The sequence below is a fragment of the Allobosea massiliensis genome, assembly GCF_042655245.1.
Lineage (GTDB): Bacteria > Pseudomonadota > Alphaproteobacteria > Rhizobiales > Beijerinckiaceae > Allobosea > Allobosea massiliensis.
The window spans coordinates 267,812-286,066 of the sequence record NZ_JBHSLU010000007.1; the positions used below are offsets into that span (position 1 = coordinate 267,812).

At 69.7% G+C, this 18,255-nt stretch carries 16 protein-coding genes; 5 read left to right on the top strand and 11 right to left on the bottom strand.

The features are described from left to right. Positions 1-213: 213 nt before the first annotated feature. The 4 genes from ACFPN9_RS04400 to ACFPN9_RS04415 form a co-directional block, all read right to left on the bottom strand. Complete coding sequence (locus tag ACFPN9_RS04400; protein ID WP_377815489.1) at positions 214-3,669, bottom strand: chromosome segregation SMC family protein; 3,456 nt, start codon at positions 3,667-3,669, stop codon at positions 214-216. A 156-nt stretch (positions 3,670-3,825) separates the two neighbouring features. Further along, positions 3,826-4,446, bottom strand: a complete 621-nt coding sequence (locus ACFPN9_RS04405) for a DsbA family protein (protein WP_067993986.1) — start codon at positions 4,444-4,446, stop codon at positions 3,826-3,828. A 106-nt stretch (positions 4,447-4,552) separates the two neighbouring features. Then, positions 4,553-5,050 (bottom strand): DUF721 domain-containing protein, encoded by a 498-nt coding sequence (locus tag ACFPN9_RS04410; RefSeq protein ID WP_066721140.1) that lies wholly within the window; start codon positions 5,048-5,050, stop codon positions 4,553-4,555. A 46-nt stretch (positions 5,051-5,096) separates the two neighbouring features. Next, entirely contained in the window at positions 5,097-5,585 is a 489-nt protein-coding gene (locus tag ACFPN9_RS04415; protein WP_066721143.1) for a hypothetical protein, read from the bottom strand. Between the two features lie 194 nt (positions 5,586-5,779). Here ACFPN9_RS04415 and ACFPN9_RS04420 point away from each other — a divergent pair, with 194 nt between their 5' ends. The 4 genes from ACFPN9_RS04420 to ACFPN9_RS04435 all read left to right on the top strand — a co-directional run bounded on the left by ACFPN9_RS04420 (position 5,780) and on the right by ACFPN9_RS04435 (position 10,077). Then, on the top strand, positions 5,780-6,901 hold the full coding sequence (locus tag ACFPN9_RS04420; RefSeq protein ID WP_377815788.1) for a PA0069 family radical SAM protein: 1,122 nt from the start codon (positions 5,780-5,782) through the stop codon (positions 6,899-6,901). Positions 6,902-7,094: 193 nt separating this feature from the next. Continuing rightward, on the top strand, positions 7,095-7,706 hold the full coding sequence (locus tag ACFPN9_RS04425) for a ribonuclease HII (protein ID WP_377815492.1): 612 nt from the start codon (positions 7,095-7,097) through the stop codon (positions 7,704-7,706). A 342-nt stretch (positions 7,707-8,048) separates the two neighbouring features. Continuing rightward, positions 8,049-9,248 carry a site-specific DNA-methyltransferase gene (locus ACFPN9_RS04430; RefSeq protein WP_377815494.1) on the top strand — a complete coding sequence of 400 codons (1,200 nt, stop codon included), beginning with the start codon at positions 8,049-8,051 and terminating at the stop codon, positions 9,246-9,248. Between the two features lie 97 nt (positions 9,249-9,345). Beyond that, a complete protein-coding gene (locus ACFPN9_RS04435; RefSeq protein ID WP_377815496.1) occupies positions 9,346-10,077 on the top strand; it encodes a peptidoglycan-binding protein in 732 nt (243 codons plus the stop codon). On the opposite strand, the gene mutY is transcribed toward ACFPN9_RS04435, so the two are convergent. Genes mutY through ACFPN9_RS04455 form a run of 4 tightly spaced genes read right to left on the bottom strand, consistent with a single transcriptional unit; the run spans position 10,053 to position 13,696 of the window. After that, entirely contained in the window at positions 10,053-11,117 is a 1,065-nt protein-coding gene (mutY, locus tag ACFPN9_RS04440; protein WP_377815498.1) for an A/G-specific adenine glycosylase, read from the bottom strand. The genes ACFPN9_RS04435 and mutY overlap by 25 nt on opposite strands. A 44-nt stretch (positions 11,118-11,161) precedes the next feature. Continuing rightward, on the bottom strand, positions 11,162-11,560 hold the full coding sequence (locus ACFPN9_RS04445; RefSeq protein ID WP_377815500.1) for a GFA family protein: 399 nt from the start codon (positions 11,558-11,560) through the stop codon (positions 11,162-11,164). Positions 11,561-11,603: 43 nt separating this feature from the next. Then, entirely contained in the window at positions 11,604-13,022 is a 1,419-nt protein-coding gene (locus tag ACFPN9_RS04450; protein ID WP_377815502.1) for a sensor histidine kinase, read from the bottom strand. Further along, on the bottom strand, positions 13,019-13,696 hold the full coding sequence (locus ACFPN9_RS04455; RefSeq protein ID WP_377815505.1) for a response regulator: 678 nt from the start codon (positions 13,694-13,696) through the stop codon (positions 13,019-13,021). Before ACFPN9_RS04455 ends, ACFPN9_RS04450 begins: the two co-directional genes overlap by 4 nt. 66 nt (positions 13,697-13,762) lie before the next feature. Here ACFPN9_RS04455 and ACFPN9_RS04460 point away from each other — a divergent pair, with 66 nt between their 5' ends. After that, complete coding sequence (locus tag ACFPN9_RS04460; protein ID WP_377815506.1) at positions 13,763-14,728, top strand: methyltransferase domain-containing protein; 966 nt, start codon at positions 13,763-13,765, stop codon at positions 14,726-14,728. Positions 14,729-14,734: 6 nt separating this feature from the next. Here ACFPN9_RS04460 and ypfJ read toward each other — a convergent pair whose 3' ends face one another. The 3 genes from ypfJ to ACFPN9_RS04475 form a co-directional block, all read right to left on the bottom strand. After that, positions 14,735-15,625, bottom strand: a complete 891-nt coding sequence (gene ypfJ / locus ACFPN9_RS04465) for a KPN_02809 family neutral zinc metallopeptidase (RefSeq protein ID WP_066721164.1) — start codon at positions 15,623-15,625, stop codon at positions 14,735-14,737. Between the two features lie 92 nt (positions 15,626-15,717). Beyond that, on the bottom strand, positions 15,718-16,722 hold the full coding sequence (cydB, locus tag ACFPN9_RS04470; protein ID WP_066721166.1) for a cytochrome d ubiquinol oxidase subunit II: 1,005 nt from the start codon (positions 16,720-16,722) through the stop codon (positions 15,718-15,720). Between the two features lie 13 nt (positions 16,723-16,735). Further along, positions 16,736-18,166, bottom strand: coding sequence for a cytochrome ubiquinol oxidase subunit I (locus ACFPN9_RS04475; protein ID WP_066721168.1), 1,431 nt, complete (start codon positions 18,164-18,166; stop codon positions 16,736-16,738). Between the last annotated feature and the right edge of the window lie 89 nt (positions 18,167-18,255).

Genomic DNA, 18,255 nt, shown 5'->3' on the forward strand with positions numbered 1-18,255 from the left:
TGATCGTGAAATGGCCACGATCCTGCAAAAAGCCACACGATCCCTGTCCGCGCCCCGCGCATCGAGCCGTCGTCAGCACGGCCTCCTTTATTGCCCGCCCCGGATGCTGTCAAGGCGGGCGAATGCCGGCTAAGGCATTGGAAAGCTTATAAATTCGGAGAATACCGACATTCTTGCCGCATTGCGAAGGCGATTGTGGCCTTTTTTCAGCGCTCAGACCGCCTCGCGGATGCGTTCCGCGGTCGCGAGGTCGACCGAGACCATCTGGCTGACGCCGCGCTCGGCCATGGTGACGCCGAAGAGCCGGTCCATCCGCGCCATGGTGATCGGGTTGTGGGTGATCAGGATGAAGCGGGTCGATGTGTCGCGCGCCATCTCGTCGAGCAGGTCGCAGTAGCGCTCGACATTGGCGTCGTCGAGCGGCGCGTCGACCTCGTCGAGCACGCAGATCGGCGACGGGTTGGTCAGGAATACCGCGAAGATCAGCGCGGTCGCCGTCAGCGCCTGCTCGCCGCCCGAAAGCAGGGTCATGACCTGCGTCTTCTTGCCCGGCGGGCGGGCGAAGATCTCCAGCCCCGCATCGAGCGGGTCCTCCGCATCGACCAGCTTGAGCTCGGCCGTGCCGCCGCCGAACAACACCGAAAACAGCCGCTGGAACTGGCCGTTCACGATCTCGAAGGCGGCGAGCAGGCGCTCGCGCCCCTCCCGGTTGAGGGCGCCGATCGCCTGGCGCAGGCGGCGCACCGCCTCGCTGAGATCGTCGCGCTCGGCGGTGAGCCCCTCGCGCTTGCCCTTGACCTCGGCCAGTTCGTCCTCGGCCCGCAGATTGACGGCACCGAGCCGCTCGCGCTCGGCTTTCAGCCCGGCGAGCCGACGTTCGACCTCGGCTTGCTCTGGCGGCGTGTCGCCCGGCTTCAGCCCGGCGAGGCTGCCGAGCCGGTCGAGGCTCGTCTCCAGCCCCTCCTCGATCTGGCGCGCGACATCGGCGACGCGCTGGCGCGCCGCCTCGCGCCGCGCCTCGGCCGCCGCCCGCGTCTCGCGCGCCATCGACAGTCCCTCCAGCGCCGCCCGCGCCTGCCGGTCCGCCTCCGCCAGCGCCGCTTCGCCGAGCGCCAGGGCGTCGGCTGCGGACCGGCGCAGCGCCTCCGCGCTCTCGATCTCGGCCAGCAGACGCCGCCGCTCGGTGAGGAAGGTGTCGGGCGCCTCCAGCAGCGCCGCCCGCTCGGTCGAGACCGTTTCGATGCGCCGCCGCGTCTCCTCGGCCGTCTGGCTGCTGCGCGCGGCGCGCTCGCGCCAGGCCTGCATGTCGGCGGCGATCGCCTGACGGCGCTGGGCACGCAGTTCCGCCTCGCGCCGCAGCGTCTGGACGCGGGCCCGCGCATCGGAGGCGGCGATCCGCCGCTCGCCCAGCAGGACACGGGCTTCGAGCAAGGCCGCCTCGAGCGCCGCCGTCGCGGCGAGGGCGGCGACGGCCTCCTGCTGCCGAGCCGCCTCGGCGGCCATTTCCGCGATGCCGCGGCCGAGCCGGTCGATCGCCTCGCTCAGCGCCGAGCGGCGGGCCGCGACCTCGCCGGCCTTGCGCTCGGCGGCGGCCAGCGTCTCGCGCGCCTGGTCGAGCGCGCGGCGCGCCAGCCTTGCGGCTTCGAGCGTCGCCGCTTCGGCCTGGGCTGCGGTCCGCGCCTCGCCGATGGCCTCGTCCAGCGCCCGGCGGGCTCGCGCGGCAACCTCCTGCGCGGCTTGCGCCGCCTGTTCGAGATCGCCGAGGCGGTTCTTCTCGGCGAGGCGGCGGGCGGCGGGGGAGGGCGCCTCGGCCGCTCCTGTCAGCCCGTCCCAGCGCCAGAGGTCGCCCTCGCGCGAGACCAGCCGCTGCCCCGGCTTCAAGGCGGCGCGCAGGCGCGGCCCGTCACCCCGCGCCACGACGCCGATCTGCGCCAGCCGCCGGCGCAGCGCCGCCGGTCCGGTGACATGCGCCGCCAGCGGCTCGGCCCCGCCCGGCAGGGCCGGGTCGGTCTCGCCCGGGCCGGTATCGTGCCAGTGGTTCGGCGCGGCCGGATCGGTCGCGGCATCGAGATCGTCGCCCAGCGCAGCACCGAGCGCGATCTCGTAGCCTTTCGCCACGGTCAGCGAATCGAGGATGGCGGGCCAGCGCTCCGCGCTCGCCGGAGCCAGCAGCTTGCGCAGCGTGCGGATCTCCGTGTCGAGCCGCTGCGCCTGGCGGTCGGCCTCGGCGAGCGGCGCCCGCGACTGGGTTTCGCGCTCGCGTGCCGCAGCCAGCGCCGTCCGGGCTTCCGAGGCTGCAGCATCCGCCCCGCGAAGGGCAAGGTCCGCGGCGGCGACGGCAGCCTGCAAGGGCTCCAGCGGCAGGGCGGCGCTGCCGGCGTCGAGCGCCGCTTGGTCGCGCAGCAGCCGGTCGCGCTCCTGCACCGCGCGCGCCTCGCGCTCCTTCGTCTCGTGCAGTGCCCGCTCCAGCGCGCCGCGCCGGGCCGAAAGCTCCGAGAGCGCGCCCTGGGCTGCCGCATGCGCGGCCTCCGCCTGGGCGAGTGCGGCTTCCGCCTCCGCCAGGACGGCCGCGGCAGCTTCCGCGCTCTGGGCTGCCCCATCGCCATCGCCGGCGAGGGCCGCGTCTTCCCGCGACAGGCGCGCGAGGCTCTCGGCGGCATCGCGCGCCACGTTCTCCTGCCGGCCGAGATCGCCCTGCAATTCCGCCAGCCGCCGCTCCAGCTCCTCCGCCCGCTGCCGGGCCCGGCGGTTTTCCGCCTCCAGTTCGTCGAGACCGCGCTTCAGCCGCACCAGCCCGGCCGCCGCGGCGGCCTCGCCCTCGCGCAGGGCCGGCAGCTCATGGGCGGCGATCGCCTGTTTCCGCGCCGCCTCGGCCTGAATCCCGGTGCGCTCCGTCACGATGCGCACCGCTTCCTCCAGCGCGCGGCCGGCCTCGGCCTCCTGCGCCCGCGCGAGATGATGCGCAAGCAGCGCCAGCGTCGCCTCGGCCCGGCGGATATCGGCGGCGAGGCTGCGATAGCGCGAGGCCTGGCGGGCCTGCCGCTGCAACGCCTCGATCTGCCCGTCGATCTCGCCGAGCACATCCTCCAGCCGCGTCAGGTTCTCTTCGGCGCCGCGCAGCCGCAGCTCGGCCTCGTGGCGGCGGCCATGCAGACCGGCGATGCCGGCGGCGTCTTCCAGGATGCGCCGGCGCGACTGCGGCTTGGCGGAGATGATTTCGGAAATCTGGCCCTGCCGGACGAGGGCCGGCGAGCGCGCGCCCGTCGCGGCATCGGCAAAGAGCAGCTGCACGTCGCGCGCGCGCACCTCCTTGCCGTTGACGCGATAGGTCGAGCCCTCCTCGCGCTCGATCCGGCGCGTGACCTCCAGAACGTCGGTCTCGTTGAAGGCGGAAGGAGCCTTGCGGTCGCTGTTGTCCAGCGTCAGCGCGACCTCCGCCATGTTGCGGCCGGGGCGCTCGTTCGAGCCCGCGAAGATGACGTCGTCCATCCCCGAGCCGCGCATGTTCTTGAACGAGCTTTCGCCCATCACCCAGCGCAGGGCTTCGACGAGATTGGATTTGCCGCAGCCATTGGGGCCGACGATGCCGGTCAGCCCGGGCTCGATCAGAAACTCCGTCGGCTCGACGAAGGTCTTGAAGCCGGTGAGCCTGAGGCGCGTCAGCTGCATCGGCGCGCCCGGTTTTTGTCACCCTCCGGCGTCGTCCCGGGCGATCGGAGATCGACCCTGGATCCATTCCGGAATGGTTCAGGCATGGATCCCGGATCGGCGCGTCTGCGCCGCTGGTCCGGGATGACCGCGCGGGTGGTTGGAGACCAGCCGCCCTCAGCCCCCCAGGAGCGGGGTGAGGATCTTGTCGAATTCGGCGATCGAGAGCGCACCTGAACGCTTCTGCCCGTTGATGAAGAAGGTCGGCGTCGAATCCACCCCGGCCTTGGCCCCACGATCCTTCACGACCGTGACGGCGTCATAGATATCCTGCCTTTTCAAGCAGGCTTCGAAGGAATCCTGTGTGAAACCGGCCTGCTTGACCATGGTCGACAGCGCATCGACCGGCTTGTCGGTGAAGGCCCAGACCTTCTGCTGCGCGAAGAGCAGGTCGGTCATCGCGACATATTTGTCGTTGCCGTTGCAGCGCGCGAGCATGAAGCCGGCTGTCGCCAGCGGGTCCAGCGGAAATTCGCGGAGCGTGAAGCGCACCTTGCCGGTGTCGATGTACTTCGCCTTCAGGGCCGGCCAGGTGTCCTTGTGGAAGGTGGCGCAATGGCCGCAGGTCAGCGAGGCGTATTCGATGATGGTGACCTTGGCGTCCGGCGAGCCGAGCCAGACATCGCCGAGCGGGCCGGGCGTCAGGAGGTCGGCCTGGGCCCGCGCTGCGGGAGCGCCGAGCATCGCGGCCGCCGCGAGACCGGCCGTCGCGGTCAGAAGCTGTCGCCTGTTCGTCATCGTCGTGGTTCCTGGAATGCGAATGTCATGGGCCAAGGCCCGGTTGCCGGTCCTATAGAGGCGCGGAGGATTGTGGCAAGATCGTCACCGCGCCGCCGCGCATCCCTCACGAAGCTGTGTCGGAGCGCTGTCGCGCTGCCCGTTGCGCGACATGGGCGCCGAGCCGCGCCAGGCTGGCCCGCAGCGCCTCGCTTTCGACGCCGGCGACCTCGCGCTCCATCCGCGCCAGGAGGGCGGGATCGGCTGCCGGCGCGGTCGTGGCCACCACCGGCGCGTCCACCGGCCCCTGCTTCAGCACGAGCTTGCCGACGGCCCGCCAGCCGAGATGGGTGTTGACCCGCTCGATCACGATCGGCCCGAGCTGCTGCATCTCGAGCGCGAAGGCGCTCTCGACCCGCACCACCATCGTCGCGGGATCGGACATCTCGCCGGGGGCTGGGCGCCGCCGCGGCCAGTCGATCTTGAGCGGGCGCGTGCGGGCGGCCAGCCGCTCGCCGACGATCTCCGGCCAGAGCGCGACGATCGCCCGCCCGGCGAATCCCTGCGCGGCGAGCGCGGGCGCGAGCAGGTCGTCGATCAGGTCTGCGAGGGGTTTGACGGCCATGCGCGACTGTGCGGCGCTGCGCTCGCCGGCGCAAGCCGGCCGCGCATCATCCCGCGGCCCGCTCCCGCCCGACGGCCAGGCGCTGCGGCGCCCCGCCGAGGCGCCCGGCGAGCGCATGGCCCTTGGGCAGGACGAGCCCGGCGCGCAACCGGTGCGGTCCGAAGGAGAGGCCGGCGCGCTCGCGCAGCGACTGGGCGAAGCCCTTGAGCGGGATCAGCGCCGGCCTGTCCGGCGCCATCAGCAGATGGCGCTCCACGGCTTGCGGCCAGTGCGCCTGCGGCAGGTCGCCTTCTTCCAACAGCAGGAGCCAGTCGCCCCGCGCCTGGGCCGCGCCCGCCGGCCAGCTTTCCGACCCGCCGGCGCGCAGATAGCTCGCTCCGGTCGCATCCGCGAGGCGCTCCACCGTGGCGTCGCCCACGGCATCGAGAACGACGGCATGGCCGAGGAATCCGTCGGCCACCGCCGGGATCAGGACGGAAAAAGTGGCCGCGAGGGCCTCGGTCGAGCCAGCGCTGCGTATGACCGCGGTGAGCATGCGCCTCCTTATGTCGCAGCGCAGCATGTCGCAATCCTGTCGCTTGCAATTCGTTCCCTTTATGTTCACATTAAACGACGCAGAAATCGCCGATTCCCGGTGATTTTCGAAGGATGTTCAGCGCCATGCTCCAGAGCAGGCCCTCTTCGCGGCCGATTTCCGCCCAGCCACTGAAACAGGCCGGTGCGGGCCGGATGTCGGTCTCGGCGCGCGTCGCGCCGGTCGATCCGCTCGCCTATGCCGGCCACCGCATCGATCCCGAGCGCCGGCGCGGACGCGGCGCGACGATCAATCCCGGCGGCCGCTTCGAGGCCGAGCAGCGCATCAGCGAGGATGACGGCTGGGGCTCGCTCGGCGAGCTCCCGGCGTTCAGGACCGAGGTCGCGGTCGAGAAGCCGCGCACCATCATCACCAAGAACGATTCCCCGGATATTTCGTTCGACCGCTCGATCAACCCCTATCGCGGCTGCGAGCATGGCTGCGTCTACTGCTTCGCGCGGCCGAGCCACGCCTATCTCGGCCTGTCGCCGGGGCTCGACTTCGAGAGCAGGCTGACCGCCAAGCCCGACGCCGCGCTGCTGCTGGAGAAGGAACTCTCGGCCCCGTCCTACCAGCCGCGCACCATCGCGATCGGCACCAACACCGACGCCTATCAGCCGATCGAGAAGAAGCTGCGCATCATGCGCCAGATCCTTGAGGTGCTGGCGAGGTTCAACCACCCGGTCGGCATCGTCACCAAGTCGGCGCTGGTCCAGCGCGACATCGACATCCTCGCGCCGATGGCGGCGAAGGGGCTGGCCAAGGTCGCGATCTCGATCACCACGCTGGACCCCAAGGTCGCGCGCGGCATGGAGCCGCGCGCCGCCTCGCCCGCCAAGCGGCTGGAAACGGTGAAGGCGCTGTCCGACGCGGGCATCCCGGTGACGGTGCTGGTGGCCCCAATCATTCCGGCGATCAACGAGCACGAGATCGAGCGCATCCTCGACGCGGCGAAGGCCGCCGGTGCCCGCGAGGCCGGCTATGTGCTGCTGCGCCTGCCGCTGGAGGTGAAGGACCTCGTGCAGGACTGGCTCCTGACCCATCACCCCGACAAGCTGCGCCATGTCGTCTCGCTGATCCGCTCGACGCGCGGCGGCAAGGACTACGACGCCGCCTGGGGCCAGCGCCAGGTCGGCTCCGGCCCCTATGCCTGGATGATCGGCCGGCGCTTCGAGATGGCGGCTGAGCGGCTGGGCTTCAACGGCACCCGCACGCGCCTGCGCAACGACCTCTTTGTCAAGCCGGAGAAGGAGAAGGCGCAGCTGAGCCTGTTCTGAGGGGACATCGGCTCTTGCCCGAGCCCTCATCCTGAGGAGCAGCCGCCAGGCTGCGTCTCGCAGGATGCTCCAGGAGGCTCCGGAACCAGCTGGAACATCCTTCGTGACGCGGATTTGTGCCCGCTCATTAGGATGAGGGCTGAGAAGGGATCGCCGCTATTGGTTTTGCCGCGAATCGGCATAAGCCCCGCCCATGACCGCGCATTTCCACCGCGAGACAAAAGCCATCGCCGAGGGCCTCTGGCCGCTCGCGGGCGTCGACGAGGTCGGGCGCGGGCCGCTGGCCGGGCCGGTGGTGGCGGCGGCGGTGGTTCTCGATCCGCAGACGGTGCCAGAGGGGCTCGACGATTCGAAGAACCTGACCCCGGCGCGGCGCGATGAGCTGTTTGCGCTGATCGCGGAATCGGCGCTCGCCATCGGCGTCGCCAGCGCCACCGCCGCCGAGATCGACGCCATCAACATCCGCCAGGCGACGCTGCTGGCGATGCGGCGCGCGGTGGCGGCGCTGGCGCTCCCCCCCGCCTTCGTTCTCGTCGACGGCAACGATCCGCCGACGCTGGCTTGTGCCGCTGAGTCCGTCATCGGCGGCGACGCGCAGATCGCCTCGATCGCAGCCGCCTCGATCGTCGCCAAGGTCACCCGCGACGCGATGATGGCGCGGCTTTGTACGCGCTATCCGGCCTACGGCTTCTCGCTCCACGCCGGTTACGGCACGCCTCGGCACCGCGCCGCCATTCAGGCGCACGGCCCCTGCCCCGAGCACCGCTACTCCTTCGCGCCGGTGAAGGGTGTCTGGCGGCGTTGACGAGAGCGTCGCCGGAGGTTTCGACCGTCATGGTCGGGCTTGTGGCGACCATCCACGCCCTGCCCCTGACTAGGCAGCGACTACCGACATCGGCCTTGTCTACGACCCGCCTTGCAAGACGTGGACGGTCGCCACAAGGGCGACCATGATGGCAGGGGATTCACGCTGGCCGCATGGTGCCGCGCCTTTACCTCCCCTTAGCAATTCCCCATATCCGCCAGGCATCTGGGCAAAAACTGCAGCCCCAGAATGAGACGCATTTTTTTCGAAGCCTAAACCCGGCTTTTACCCTGACTGGCCAATATCGCGACTGTTCAAGTTGCGTAACGGTCTTGGGGCGTCATGGGTATTTTGCGTACCGGGACCACCAGCGCCGCCGTCCGGATTCAGGTTTCGCGTACCGGGCGGCCCGCGCTGCAGTCTCCCATCAAGGCACCCCGGCTCAAGCCGGCCGGCCTGCCCACGGAGCTGCCGCTCGACCAGATTCTGCTCGGCGATTGCGTGGCGGCCCTCGAGGCGCTGCCGCCCGCCAGCGTCGATCTCGTCTTCGCCGACCCGCCCTACAATCTCCAGCTCGGCGGCGATCTGCGCCGGCCCGACGACAGCCTCGTCGATGCCGTCGACGACGACTGGGACAAGTTCTCCTCTTTCGCCGAATACGACGCCTTCACCCGCGCCTGGCTGGCTGAGTGCCGCCGCGTGCTGAAGCCGGATGGCGCACTTTGGGTCATCGGCAGCTATCACAACATCTTCCGCGTCGGCACGATCCTGCAGGATCTCGGCTTCTGGGTGCTGAACGACATCGTCTGGCGCAAGGCCAACCCGATGCCGAATTTCCGCGGGCGGCGCTTCACCAACGCGCATGAGACGCTGATCTGGGCGGCGCGCGGCGAGGCCTCCAAATACACCTTCCACTACGAGGCGCTGAAGGGCGGCAATGACGACCTGCAGATGCGCTCGGACTGGTATCTGCCGCTCTGCACCGGCGAGGAACGGCTGAAGGACGAAGGCGGCGCCAAGGTCCATCCGACGCAGAAGCCCGAGGCCCTGCTCGCCCGCGTCATGCTCTCGGCCAGCAATCCGGGCGACGTGATCCTCGATCCTTTCTTCGGCACCGGCACCACCGGCGCCGTCGCCAAGGCGCTCGGCCGCCGCTTCATCGGCATCGAGCGCGAGAGCGCCTATGCCGAGGCCGCCCGCAAGCGCATCGCCGCGATCACGCCGCTGCCGCCCGAGGCCTTCGCCACCGCGCCCTCCAAGCGCAGCGAGCCGCGCGTGCCCTTCCTCGCGCTCGTCGAGGCCGGGCTGGTCAAGGCCGGCGAGACCGTCACCGACGAGAAGCGCCGCCACAAGGCGATCATCCGCGCCGACGGCACGCTGCTGCTCGACCCGGCGGTGGGCTCGATCCACAAGATCGGCGCGCTGGCGCAGGGCCTGCCGAGCTGCAATGGCTGGACCTTCTGGCATGTCGAGCGCGACGGCGCCCTGATGCTGCTCGACACCCTGCGCGGCGAGATCCGCGCGCAGATGGCGGCGGCGTGAGGCTGTCCTCCGTTCGGATGACGGAGAGCCCTGCTCAGCTACGCTAGCCTTCAGGTCATGGGCTCCTCTGCGGAGCCGACATGGCGCGGAGGCGGCGATGGCGGCGATCCTGAAGCTCGGTGCGGCGGGACCTGAGGTGAGGAGGCTGCAGGAGGCCCTCAACCTTCGGCAGAAACCCAAGCCGCCTCTGGTGCCCGACGGGCGTTTCGGGCCGCTGACGAAGACGGCGGTCAAGGCCTTCCAGAAGACGAACTGGCTCGTCGAGGACGGTGAGGCCGGGCCGGCGACCCAGTCATGCCTCTTCGAGACCGAGGCCTTCCCGCCCATTCTGCACAGGGTCCCTTTCATCGCACAGCCGACGAACACGACCTGCTGGGCGACGTCGACCGCGATGATGAAGAAGTCGACCGTGCCGATCATTATCGCGCGCACGCCGGCCGACATGATCGCCTCCGATGGTGGCCTGTTGAACTCATCCGAGACCGACCAGGCGATCGTAACCGGTACCCGCTATGGCAGGGTGCATGGGCTGCGCTGCAACGCGCCTCAATCCTGGACAGTCGACAAGCTGAAGCAGTCGCTGTCGCATGGCCCGCTGATGTTCGACATGCTCTGGAATGTCGGGGAATACACCGCCGGTCGCGGCAGTCCGGGTCACATGATCGTCGTCGTCGGCATGCGCGGCAACGGCGAGGCCGATGGCAGCGGCACGACACTCCGCATCCACGATCCCTGGCCGCCCAATCGTGGCAAGATCTACTCGAAGGGCTATGCGAAATGGGCCGTTGAGTTGCCGACGATGACCTACCGCGTCTTCGAGCTGGCGTAGAGCCCCGCCGCCTCCAGCACCTTCACCATCACGCCCGACAGCGGCTCCTCGCCCAGCGCCGCCAGCGGCGTGAAGCGCATGCCTGCCGGAGCCTGCGTCCCGGCCGGCGCGCTCGCCTTGAACACCGTCAGCTCCAGCGGGAAATGCGTGAAGACATGGCGCACCGGCGGCGAAAGCTGCTCCCAGCGCGTCACCACCGGCGCGTCCTGCCACGCCCCGTCCAGCTCGTAATCGGCGCGCCACTCGCTGGTCGGCACCTCGGCCATGCCGCCGAGCAGGCCCTTGGGCGGGCGGGTGCGCAGCAGCAATGCGCCGTCCGCGCGCAGCAGCACGAAGGCCGCGCCTTTGCGGGTCACGCCCGCCTTCTTCGCCGCCTTGCGCGGGAAGCTCTCCTGCGTGCCCTCCGCTCGCGCCCGGCAGGGCTCGCGCCAGGGGCAGAGCCCGCAGGCGGGATTGCGCGGCGTGCAGATCGTGGCGCCGAGATCCATCAGCGCCTGCGCGAAATCGCCTGGCCGGTCCTGCGGCATCATCACCAGCACGCGCTCGCGCAGCAGCGGGCGGGCGCCGGGCAGGAGATCCTCGATCGCGAAGAGGCGCGTCATCACCCGCTCGACATTGCCGTCCACCGCCGCGGCCGGCCGGTCGAAGGCGATCGCCGCCACGGCGCCGGCCGTATAGGCGCCGATGCCGGGCAGGGCGCGCAGACCCTCCTCGCTGTCGGGAAAACGCCCGCCATGCTCGGCGACGACGGCGATGGCGCAGGCATGGAGGTTGCGGGCGCGCGAATAATAGCCGAGCCCGGCCCAGGCCTGCATCACCGCCTCCGACGGCGCCTCCGCCAGAGCCTGTACGGTGGGAAACCGCGCCATGAAGCGTTCGAAATAGGGCTTCACCGCCGTGACAGTGGTCTGCTGCAGCATGATCTCGGAGGCCCAGACCCGGTAGGGATCGGGCCGTTCGCCCGGGCCCGCGCGCCAGGGCAGGGCGCGGCGGTGGCGGTCGTACCAGGCGAGGAGATCGGCGGCGGCGGGGCGCATCACCCGCTCTATAGAGGCTGGCGCGGACGCGGCAACTGGAGGCCGCCTCACGATCGCGTCGGCCGGTCGCGCCCGTGTTGCTCGGCCGTGCCGAGCGGCTCCAGCCAGTGCTCCCTCCGGATCGTCCAGAGTTCGTAGCCGGGCGCGAACCGGCTCGGCCCGCCATCCAGCGTCCCGAGCTTGATCTCGATCTCGTCGGACCCTTCGTCGAAGCAGAACAGCGAGGAGCCACATTGCGGGCAGAAGCGGTCGAGGCCGGCGCGGCTACGCCAGCCGCCCAATTCGCCCGACAGCGTCACCGCCGCGCGCGGCCAGATGCCGAAGAAGGAGAAGGCCGAGCCGGTATCCTTCCGGCATGTCTCGCAATGGCAGAGGCCGGTGCGCACCGGCTCGCCGCGGATCTCGTAGCGAACCTGCCCGCATTTGCAGCCGCCCAGCCGTGTCATCGCAAACCTCCTCTGTCGTGGTGGCGCCGAGCGATCGGCCCTCTCAGGCCGGTTGCCTGGCGGCCTCTCGGCGAACACCGGCGACGGGCTCGGGTTCCGACGGGAGGGCCGATGGCGGTCGATGAAACTGCAGCGAGACCAGAGCCCCGCCCCCCGCGGCATCGCTGATGCCGACCTCGGCCTGGTGGGCTTCCGCGATACGCTTGACGATCGCGAGGCCGAGCCCGGTGCCGCCGAGATCGGACGCCGCCCCGCGCCAGAAGCGCTTGAAAACGGTGTCGCGATGGACGGCCGGGATGCCCGGGCCATGGTCGCGCACGCTCAGGCGCCCCGTCTCTTCGACAGCCAGAGTCACCTCGGTTCCGGCGGGCGTGAACCGCAAGCCGTTGTCGACGAGGTTGCGCAGGGCATGGGCGATCGCGTCGGCATCGCCCATCACGGGGCAGGCATCGGGCCCCTCATAGGCAATCTGCCGCTGAGCCGCGATCGCGATCGGGGCCATGTCGGCGACGACGCTGCGTGCGATGGCGGCGAGGTCCGACTGCATGGCCGGATCGACCACCAGCGTGTCCGCCTGGGCGGCCGACAGCATCTGCTCGACGAGCCGGGTCAGGCGCGCGACATCGTCGCGAAGCGGCTGCGCAGCGGGGAGCTCCGGCAATTGCGCGACGCGGGCGGAGAGCACGGCCAGCGGCGTGCGCAGCGCGTGAGCGGCCTCGGCGGTGAAGGCGCGCTCGGCCTCGAGCGCATCCTCGAGCCGTCCGAGGGCATCGTTGATGGCTTCGACCATGTCGAGGATCTCGGCCGGCAGTCCGGCGGTCGGCAGGCGCCGCGTCGTCGTGCCGTGGCCGGTCTCACGGGCGGCCCGGGCGGCCTCGATCAGGGGGCGCAGCGACTGCCTGACCGTGACGATGTTGACCAGCACGAGACAGGCCGCGAAGGGCAGTAGCGCGACGAAGACATGGACGAACAGCTCGTCGAAAAAGACGAACAGCACGAGGCGCGAGGGGTCGCCGACCGAGGCGAAGCCGATCCGCGCCGGTTTGCCGCCGACATCGACCTTCTGCGACCCGACGAGGACAGTGCGCCCCTCATGCTGAACGGTCGACGAGCCGGCGTCGGAGGCGGCGACCGCGGCCCAGACCTCCGGTGGCACGAGCCCGGCATTGGCGGCATCGACGACCCGGCCGTCATGGTCGAGGATGCGGTAGGCATAGGCCTCGGGGTAGTCACGGAAATCATGGATCAGGCGCTCGCCGGGCCTGAACTGCAGCGTCCCGTCCGGAAGGCGAGACAGGGCGGTTTCCAGACGGCCGATCTGGCGGGAAATCTTTTCGCGCTGAAGCTCGTCGCGATCCAGGCTGTAATAGCCCGTCACCAGGGCGATGTTGACGATCGTCAGCAGCACGCTGCCCAGCACGAGCCTGCGCGTCAGCAGCGAGATCAGCGAATGCGGTCTCATCGCGGTGCCTCCGTCAGCAGATAGCCGACGCCTCTGACCGTGTGCAGGACCACGCTGGCGCCCGCCTCGGTCAGGCTCCGGCGCAGGCGCGAGACCGAGGCCTCGAGCGCATTGGGCCCCGGCGCCTCGTCGATCGTGTAGATCGCGGCCTCGATGGCGGGGCGGGGCACGACCTTGCCGCTGCGCCGCATCAGCACTTCCAGGACATCGACCTCGCGCCGGGCGATTGCGAGCGGCTGCTCGCGGACCATGGCCATGCGGCTGATGGTGTCCAGCGCGATGTCGCCGCAGGTCAGTTGCCCGCCGAGCAGCCCGCCGGGGCGTCTCAGCAGGGCGCGGCAGCGCGCCGCGATCTCGGCGGGCGCCGCCGGCTTGCCGAGATAATCATCCGCACCGCGGTCGAGGCCATCGATGCGCTGGTTCAGGCCGGTCTGCGCCGTCACCACGAGGATGGGGATCGCCAGCCCCTCCGAACGCAGCTGCGCCAGCAGCGTCAGCCCATCGCCATCCGGCAGGCCGAGATCGAGCACGATCACGTCTGGCGGCGCGACGGCCAGCAGTTCGCGCGCCTCGCTCACGCAGCGCGCGACATCGACGCGGAAGCCCTCGCTCTCGAGGTGGCGGCTGGTCAGGTCGGCGAGGGCGCCGACATCTTCGATCAGCAGCAGCTTCATTCATCAGGACTCCGTCAGGCAGCAGACCTAGCCCGGTTGGGTAACGCCACAATCGGGTTTTGCCTCATGCACGGAATTGCCGCCGCTCTTCTCAGCCATGTTCCGCTCGTCGCCTATCCCTATCGCGGCGAGAATTGCGCCTGCAATCTCTGCGGCGGAACGGCCGCGACCGTGGTCTGCCGCTACGACCGTCGGCTCAAGCCGCTGACCACCGTCAGCTGCGACGGATGCGGCCTGATGAGAACCGATCCGATGCCGAGCGAGGAGGAGCTCGGCCGCTATTACGCGTCGAGCTATCGCCTCGACTATCAGTTCGCGCGCAACGGCACACCGCCGCGGCTCCATCTGAAACGCAGCAGGGCGGAGGCGACCGCGCGCTTCGCCCTGCTGGGAGACTATCTTGAACCCGCCTCGCGAATTCTCGATCTGGGCTCCGGCTCGGGCGAGTTCCTCGACATCCTCGCCAGAGCGGGGCACCGGGCGACGGGTATCGAGCCGGGGCGGGATTTCGCCCGCTACGCCCGCGCGGCCTATGGTGCCGACGTCATCGAGTCCTCGTGGCAGGCCGCCGACCTGCCTGCCACCTCCTTCGACCTGATCTCAGCCCAGCATGTGCTGGAGCATCTGCGCGAGCCCGTCGATGCGCTCCGCCGCCTGGCGCACTGGCTGGCGCAGGACGGTTTCATCCATGTCGAGGTGCCGAACGCCGCCGCCACGCGGCACGATCCGCTGCAGCAATTCCACTTCGCCCATGTGCACCACTTCACGCCGGATACCCTCGTCGCGGCGGCAGAGCGGGCTGGCCTCGTGTTCCACGCAGGCGGCTACCCCAGCCCCACGACGATGATCTTCCGCAAGCTCGCGCCGGGCGAGACGCCAGTCCGGCGAGCGCCGCCTCAGGCCAGGTCCCAACTCAGGCTCGGCACATTGTCACCGGGCCGCTATCTGCTGTCGGGGCGCTGGGCAATGAATGCCATCAACCGGGCCCGCCGGTTCCTGCAGGATTCGGGGCAGGCTTCCACCGTGAGCTGACCGGTCTCAGACCTGCGGCGGCTTGAAGGTGTCGCAGGCCTGCATCGACCCGGTCCGGAAACCGGTGTTGAACCAGCGCTGGCGCTGGGCCGAGGAGCCATGGGTAAAGGAGTCCGGCACCACCTGGCCGCGCGACGCCTGCTGCAGCTTGTCGTCGCCGATCGCGGCGGCGGTGCGCATCGCTTCCTCGATGTCGCCCTGGTCGATGCGCCCCATCGCCTGGATGTTGTGCGCCCAGACACCGGCGAAGCAGTCCGCCTGCAACTCGATGCGAACCGAGATCGCATTGGCCTCGCGCTGCGAGGAGCGCTCGCGCAGCTGGTTGGCCCTCGGCAGGATTCCGAGGAGGTTCTGGATGTGGTGGCCAACCTCGTGGCCGATGACATAAGCATAGGCGAAGTCGCCGCCGCCGCCGAGCCGGCGCTGCATCTCCTGGAAGAAGGACAGGTCGAGATAAACGCGCTTGTCAGGCGGGCAGTAGAACGGCCCCATCGCCGACTGGGCGGTGCCGCAGGCCGAACTCGAGACCCGGTCGAAGATCACCAGCCGCGGCGGCTCGTAGCGCCGGTTAGCCTGCTGCGGCAGAAGCTTCGACCAGACGTCCTCGTTCTGCGCCAGAACGGCCGAGACAAAGCGGCCCATCTCGTCCTGGGGCGGTCCGGCCTGGCGGCGCGTCTCCTGCGTCGGCGCCTGGCGCCCGCCGATGCCGCCGATCAGCTCCGCCCCGCCGATCAGCAGCCGCGGGTCGATGCCGAGCGCCCAGCCGACGAGACCGAGCACCACCATGGTTCCGATGCCGAGTCCCCCGCGCCCGCCCGGCAGCCCGGCGAAGTCACCGCCACCGCTCCCGCGCCGGTCCTCGACATTCTCGGACTGGCGGTAGTCTTCCCACTGCATGGCGTCTTCCCCGTGAGCCTGCCGGCAATCTCTACGGAGAGCGCGCCGGACTCAAGCCAGCATCGAACCGCTGGAACGCTCCGCGGTTCCCCCTAATGATAGCCGCTGTCCGCCTTCACCTTGCCGCGGAAGGTCCAGTAGACGAAGGCGGTGTAGAACAGGATCATCGGCAGCAGGAAGGTCACCCCGATCAGCACGAAGACATGCGAGGAGGGCGCCGCCGCGACGTCCCAGATCGTCAGGTCCGGCGGCACCAAATAGGGGTAGTTCGACACAGCGAGCCCCAGGAAGCAGAGCACGAAGATCGCGATCGTCAGGGCAAACGGCGTGAATTCGTGCCGGCCGTGCAGCCGCCGCCAGGCGAGAAAGCCGCACAGCGCCGTCAGCACCGGGAGCGGCCAGAGCAGCGCCATGTTGCGCCAGGTGAACCAGCGCTCCGCGATGCGCGGATGCGCGTAGGGCGTCCAGAGCGAGACGATGAGCGCAAAGGCCAGAAGCCCGAGCAGCAGCACCTTCGCCTGCGAACGGGCGCGCTCCGCCACGCGCCCTTCCGTCTTGTAGATCAGCCAGGTCGCACCCAGCAGCGCATAGCCCACGACGACGCCCGCCCCGCACATCAGCGTAAACGGAGTGAACCAGTCGAAGGGGCCGCCGGCGAACTGCCGGTCGACCACGGTGATGCCCTGGATCATCCCGCCGAGGATCAGCCCCTGCGCGAAGGCCGCCAGCGTCGAGCCGAGCCAGAAGGCGAGGTCCCAGACCCTGTGCTTGGGCTTGGCGACCCAGCGGAACTCGAAGGCGACGCCCCGGAAGATCAGCGCCAGCAGCATCAGCGTCACCGGCAGGTAGAAGGCCGGCATGATGATGGCGTAGGCGGTCGGGAAGGCGACCCAGAGCCCGCCGCCGCCCAGTACCAGCCAGGTCTCGTTGCCGTCCCAGAACGGCGCGACCGAGTTCATCATCTGGTCGCGCTCGCCCTCGTCGCGCGTCGTCGGGAACAGGATCGCGATGCCGAGGTCGAAGCCGTCGAGCACGACATAGAGCATCACCGCGGTGCCGATCAGGCCGGCCCAGATGACGGGGAGATACCATTCCATCGCGGGTCTCTCCTCAGCTCGCGGGCTGGATGCGGTCGTCGCCGGGTCGCCCGTCGCCGAAGAGGTCCGAAGCCGGCGCCTGCGCCGCCTTGAGCGGCCGCTGCGAGGGCTGCTCCGGCGGGTCCTGGGTCGTGATCGCGTCCGGCCCCTTGTCGATCAGCCGGTTGATCAGCAGCACCCCGGCCGAGAAGACGACGCAGTAGACGCAGACGAACAGCGCCAGCGAGATCGCAACCTGACCCGCCGTGACCGGCGAGATCGCGTCCTTGGAGCGCAGCACGCCGGTGGCGATCCAGGGCTGGCGCCCGACCTCGGTGACGAACCAGCCGGCGAGGATCGCCATGAAGCCGAGCGGCCAAGTGTATTGGGCGACCCAGAGCCAGCGCCGCTCCTCGAAGACCCGGCCCTTCCACCAGAGCCAGGCGCCCAGCCAGCCGAAGGCGATCATGAAGAAGCCGATGCCGACCATGATCCGGAACCCGAAGAAGGGAATCTTGACCGGTGGCCGGTCCGCCACGGCGAAGTCGTTCAGGCTCGGGAAAAGCGCGTCCATGCTGCCATGGGTGACGAGGCTGGCGAGACCGGGGATGGCGATCTCGAAGCGGTTGACGCCCTTCTCCTCGTCCGGCCAGGCGAACAGCACCAGCGGCGCCGGCTTGGAGGAATCCCAATGCGCCTCGATCGCGGCGAGCTTGGCGGGCTGGTACTTGGCGGTGTCTTCGCCGTGGCGGTGGCCGATGACCGCCTGGAGCGGCGCCGTCAGCGCGATCATCAGGATCGCCATCCGCACCATGGTGCGCGCCGATTCGGTGCGGTGGCCGGCCAGCAGATGGCGCGCCCCCGTCGCCAGCACGACGAAGGCGGTGGTGAGATACGCCGCCGTCATCATGTGCATGAAGCGCATCGGGAAGGTCGGGTTGAAGATGATCTGCAGCCAGTCGACCGGATAGGCAATGCCGTCGCGCATCTCGTGGCCGGTGGGATACTGCATCCAGCTGTTGGCGGAGAGGATCCAGAAGCCCGAGAGCGCCGTGCCGCCGGCAACGATGCAGGCCGAGAGGAAATGCAGCCAGGGTGGCACGCGCTTCCAGCCGAACAGCATCACCCCGAGGAAGGAGGCTTCGAGGAAGAAGGCGGTCAGCACCTCATAGCCGATGATCGGGCCGATGACGTTGCCGACCACCTGCGAGAATCGGCTCCAGTTCGTGCCGAACTGATAGGAAAGCACGATGCCGGAGACCACGCCCATCGCGAAGGAGACGGCGAAGATCTTGGTCCAGAACCGCGCCAGGATGTGGAACTTGATGTCGCCGGTCTTCAGCCAGAGCCCGAGCAGCGTCGCGATATAGGCCGAGAGCCCGATCGTGAAGGCGGGGAAGACGATGTGGAAGGAGACGGTGAAGGCGAACTGGATCCGCGAGAGCAGGAAGGCGTCGATGACCATGACCGTTCTCCGTCCGATTCCGCCGACACTCCACCACGGGAGGGACGACGATGCCAGCGCAGCTTAGGCCCTGTGCGTCGGCGCCGCAT

Bases quoted from the DNA above. Each gene is read 5' to 3' on its own strand.
- cydB (WP_066721166.1), bottom strand. From the start codon at position 16,722: ATGGAATGGTATCTCCCCGTCATCTGGGCCGGCCTGATCGGCACCGCG.
- ACFPN9_RS04455 (WP_377815505.1), bottom strand. From the start codon at position 13,696: ATGAAGCTGCTGCTGATCGAAGATGTCGGCGCCCTCGCCGACCTGACC.
- ACFPN9_RS04410 (WP_066721140.1), bottom strand. From the start codon at position 5,050: ATGGCCGTCAAACCCCTCGCAGACCTGATCGACGACCTGCTCGCGCCC.
- ACFPN9_RS04460 (WP_377815506.1), top strand. From the start codon at position 13,763: ATGCACGGAATTGCCGCCGCTCTTCTCAGCCATGTTCCGCTCGTCGCC.
- ACFPN9_RS04435 (WP_377815496.1), top strand. From the start codon at position 9,346: ATGGCGGCGATCCTGAAGCTCGGTGCGGCGGGACCTGAGGTGAGGAGG.
- ACFPN9_RS04475 (WP_066721168.1), bottom strand. From the start codon at position 18,166: ATGGTCATCGACGCCTTCCTGCTCTCGCGGATCCAGTTCGCCTTCACC.
- ACFPN9_RS04400 (WP_377815489.1), bottom strand. From the start codon at position 3,669: ATGCAGCTGACGCGCCTCAGGCTCACCGGCTTCAAGACCTTCGTCGAG.
- ACFPN9_RS04445 (WP_377815500.1), bottom strand. From the start codon at position 11,560: ATGACACGGCTGGGCGGCTGCAAATGCGGGCAGGTTCGCTACGAGATC.
- ACFPN9_RS04415 (WP_066721143.1), bottom strand. From the start codon at position 5,585: ATGCTCACCGCGGTCATACGCAGCGCTGGCTCGACCGAGGCCCTCGCG.
- ACFPN9_RS04425 (WP_377815492.1), top strand. From the start codon at position 7,095: ATGACCGCGCATTTCCACCGCGAGACAAAAGCCATCGCCGAGGGCCTC.
- ACFPN9_RS04405 (WP_067993986.1), bottom strand. From the start codon at position 4,446: ATGACGAACAGGCGACAGCTTCTGACCGCGACGGCCGGTCTCGCGGCG.
- ACFPN9_RS04430 (WP_377815494.1), top strand. From the start codon at position 8,049: ATGGGTATTTTGCGTACCGGGACCACCAGCGCCGCCGTCCGGATTCAG.
- ACFPN9_RS04420 (WP_377815788.1), top strand. From the start codon at position 5,780: ATGTCGGTCTCGGCGCGCGTCGCGCCGGTCGATCCGCTCGCCTATGCC.
- ypfJ (WP_066721164.1), bottom strand. From the start codon at position 15,625: ATGCAGTGGGAAGACTACCGCCAGTCCGAGAATGTCGAGGACCGGCGC.
- ACFPN9_RS04450 (WP_377815502.1), bottom strand. From the start codon at position 13,022: ATGAGACCGCATTCGCTGATCTCGCTGCTGACGCGCAGGCTCGTGCTG.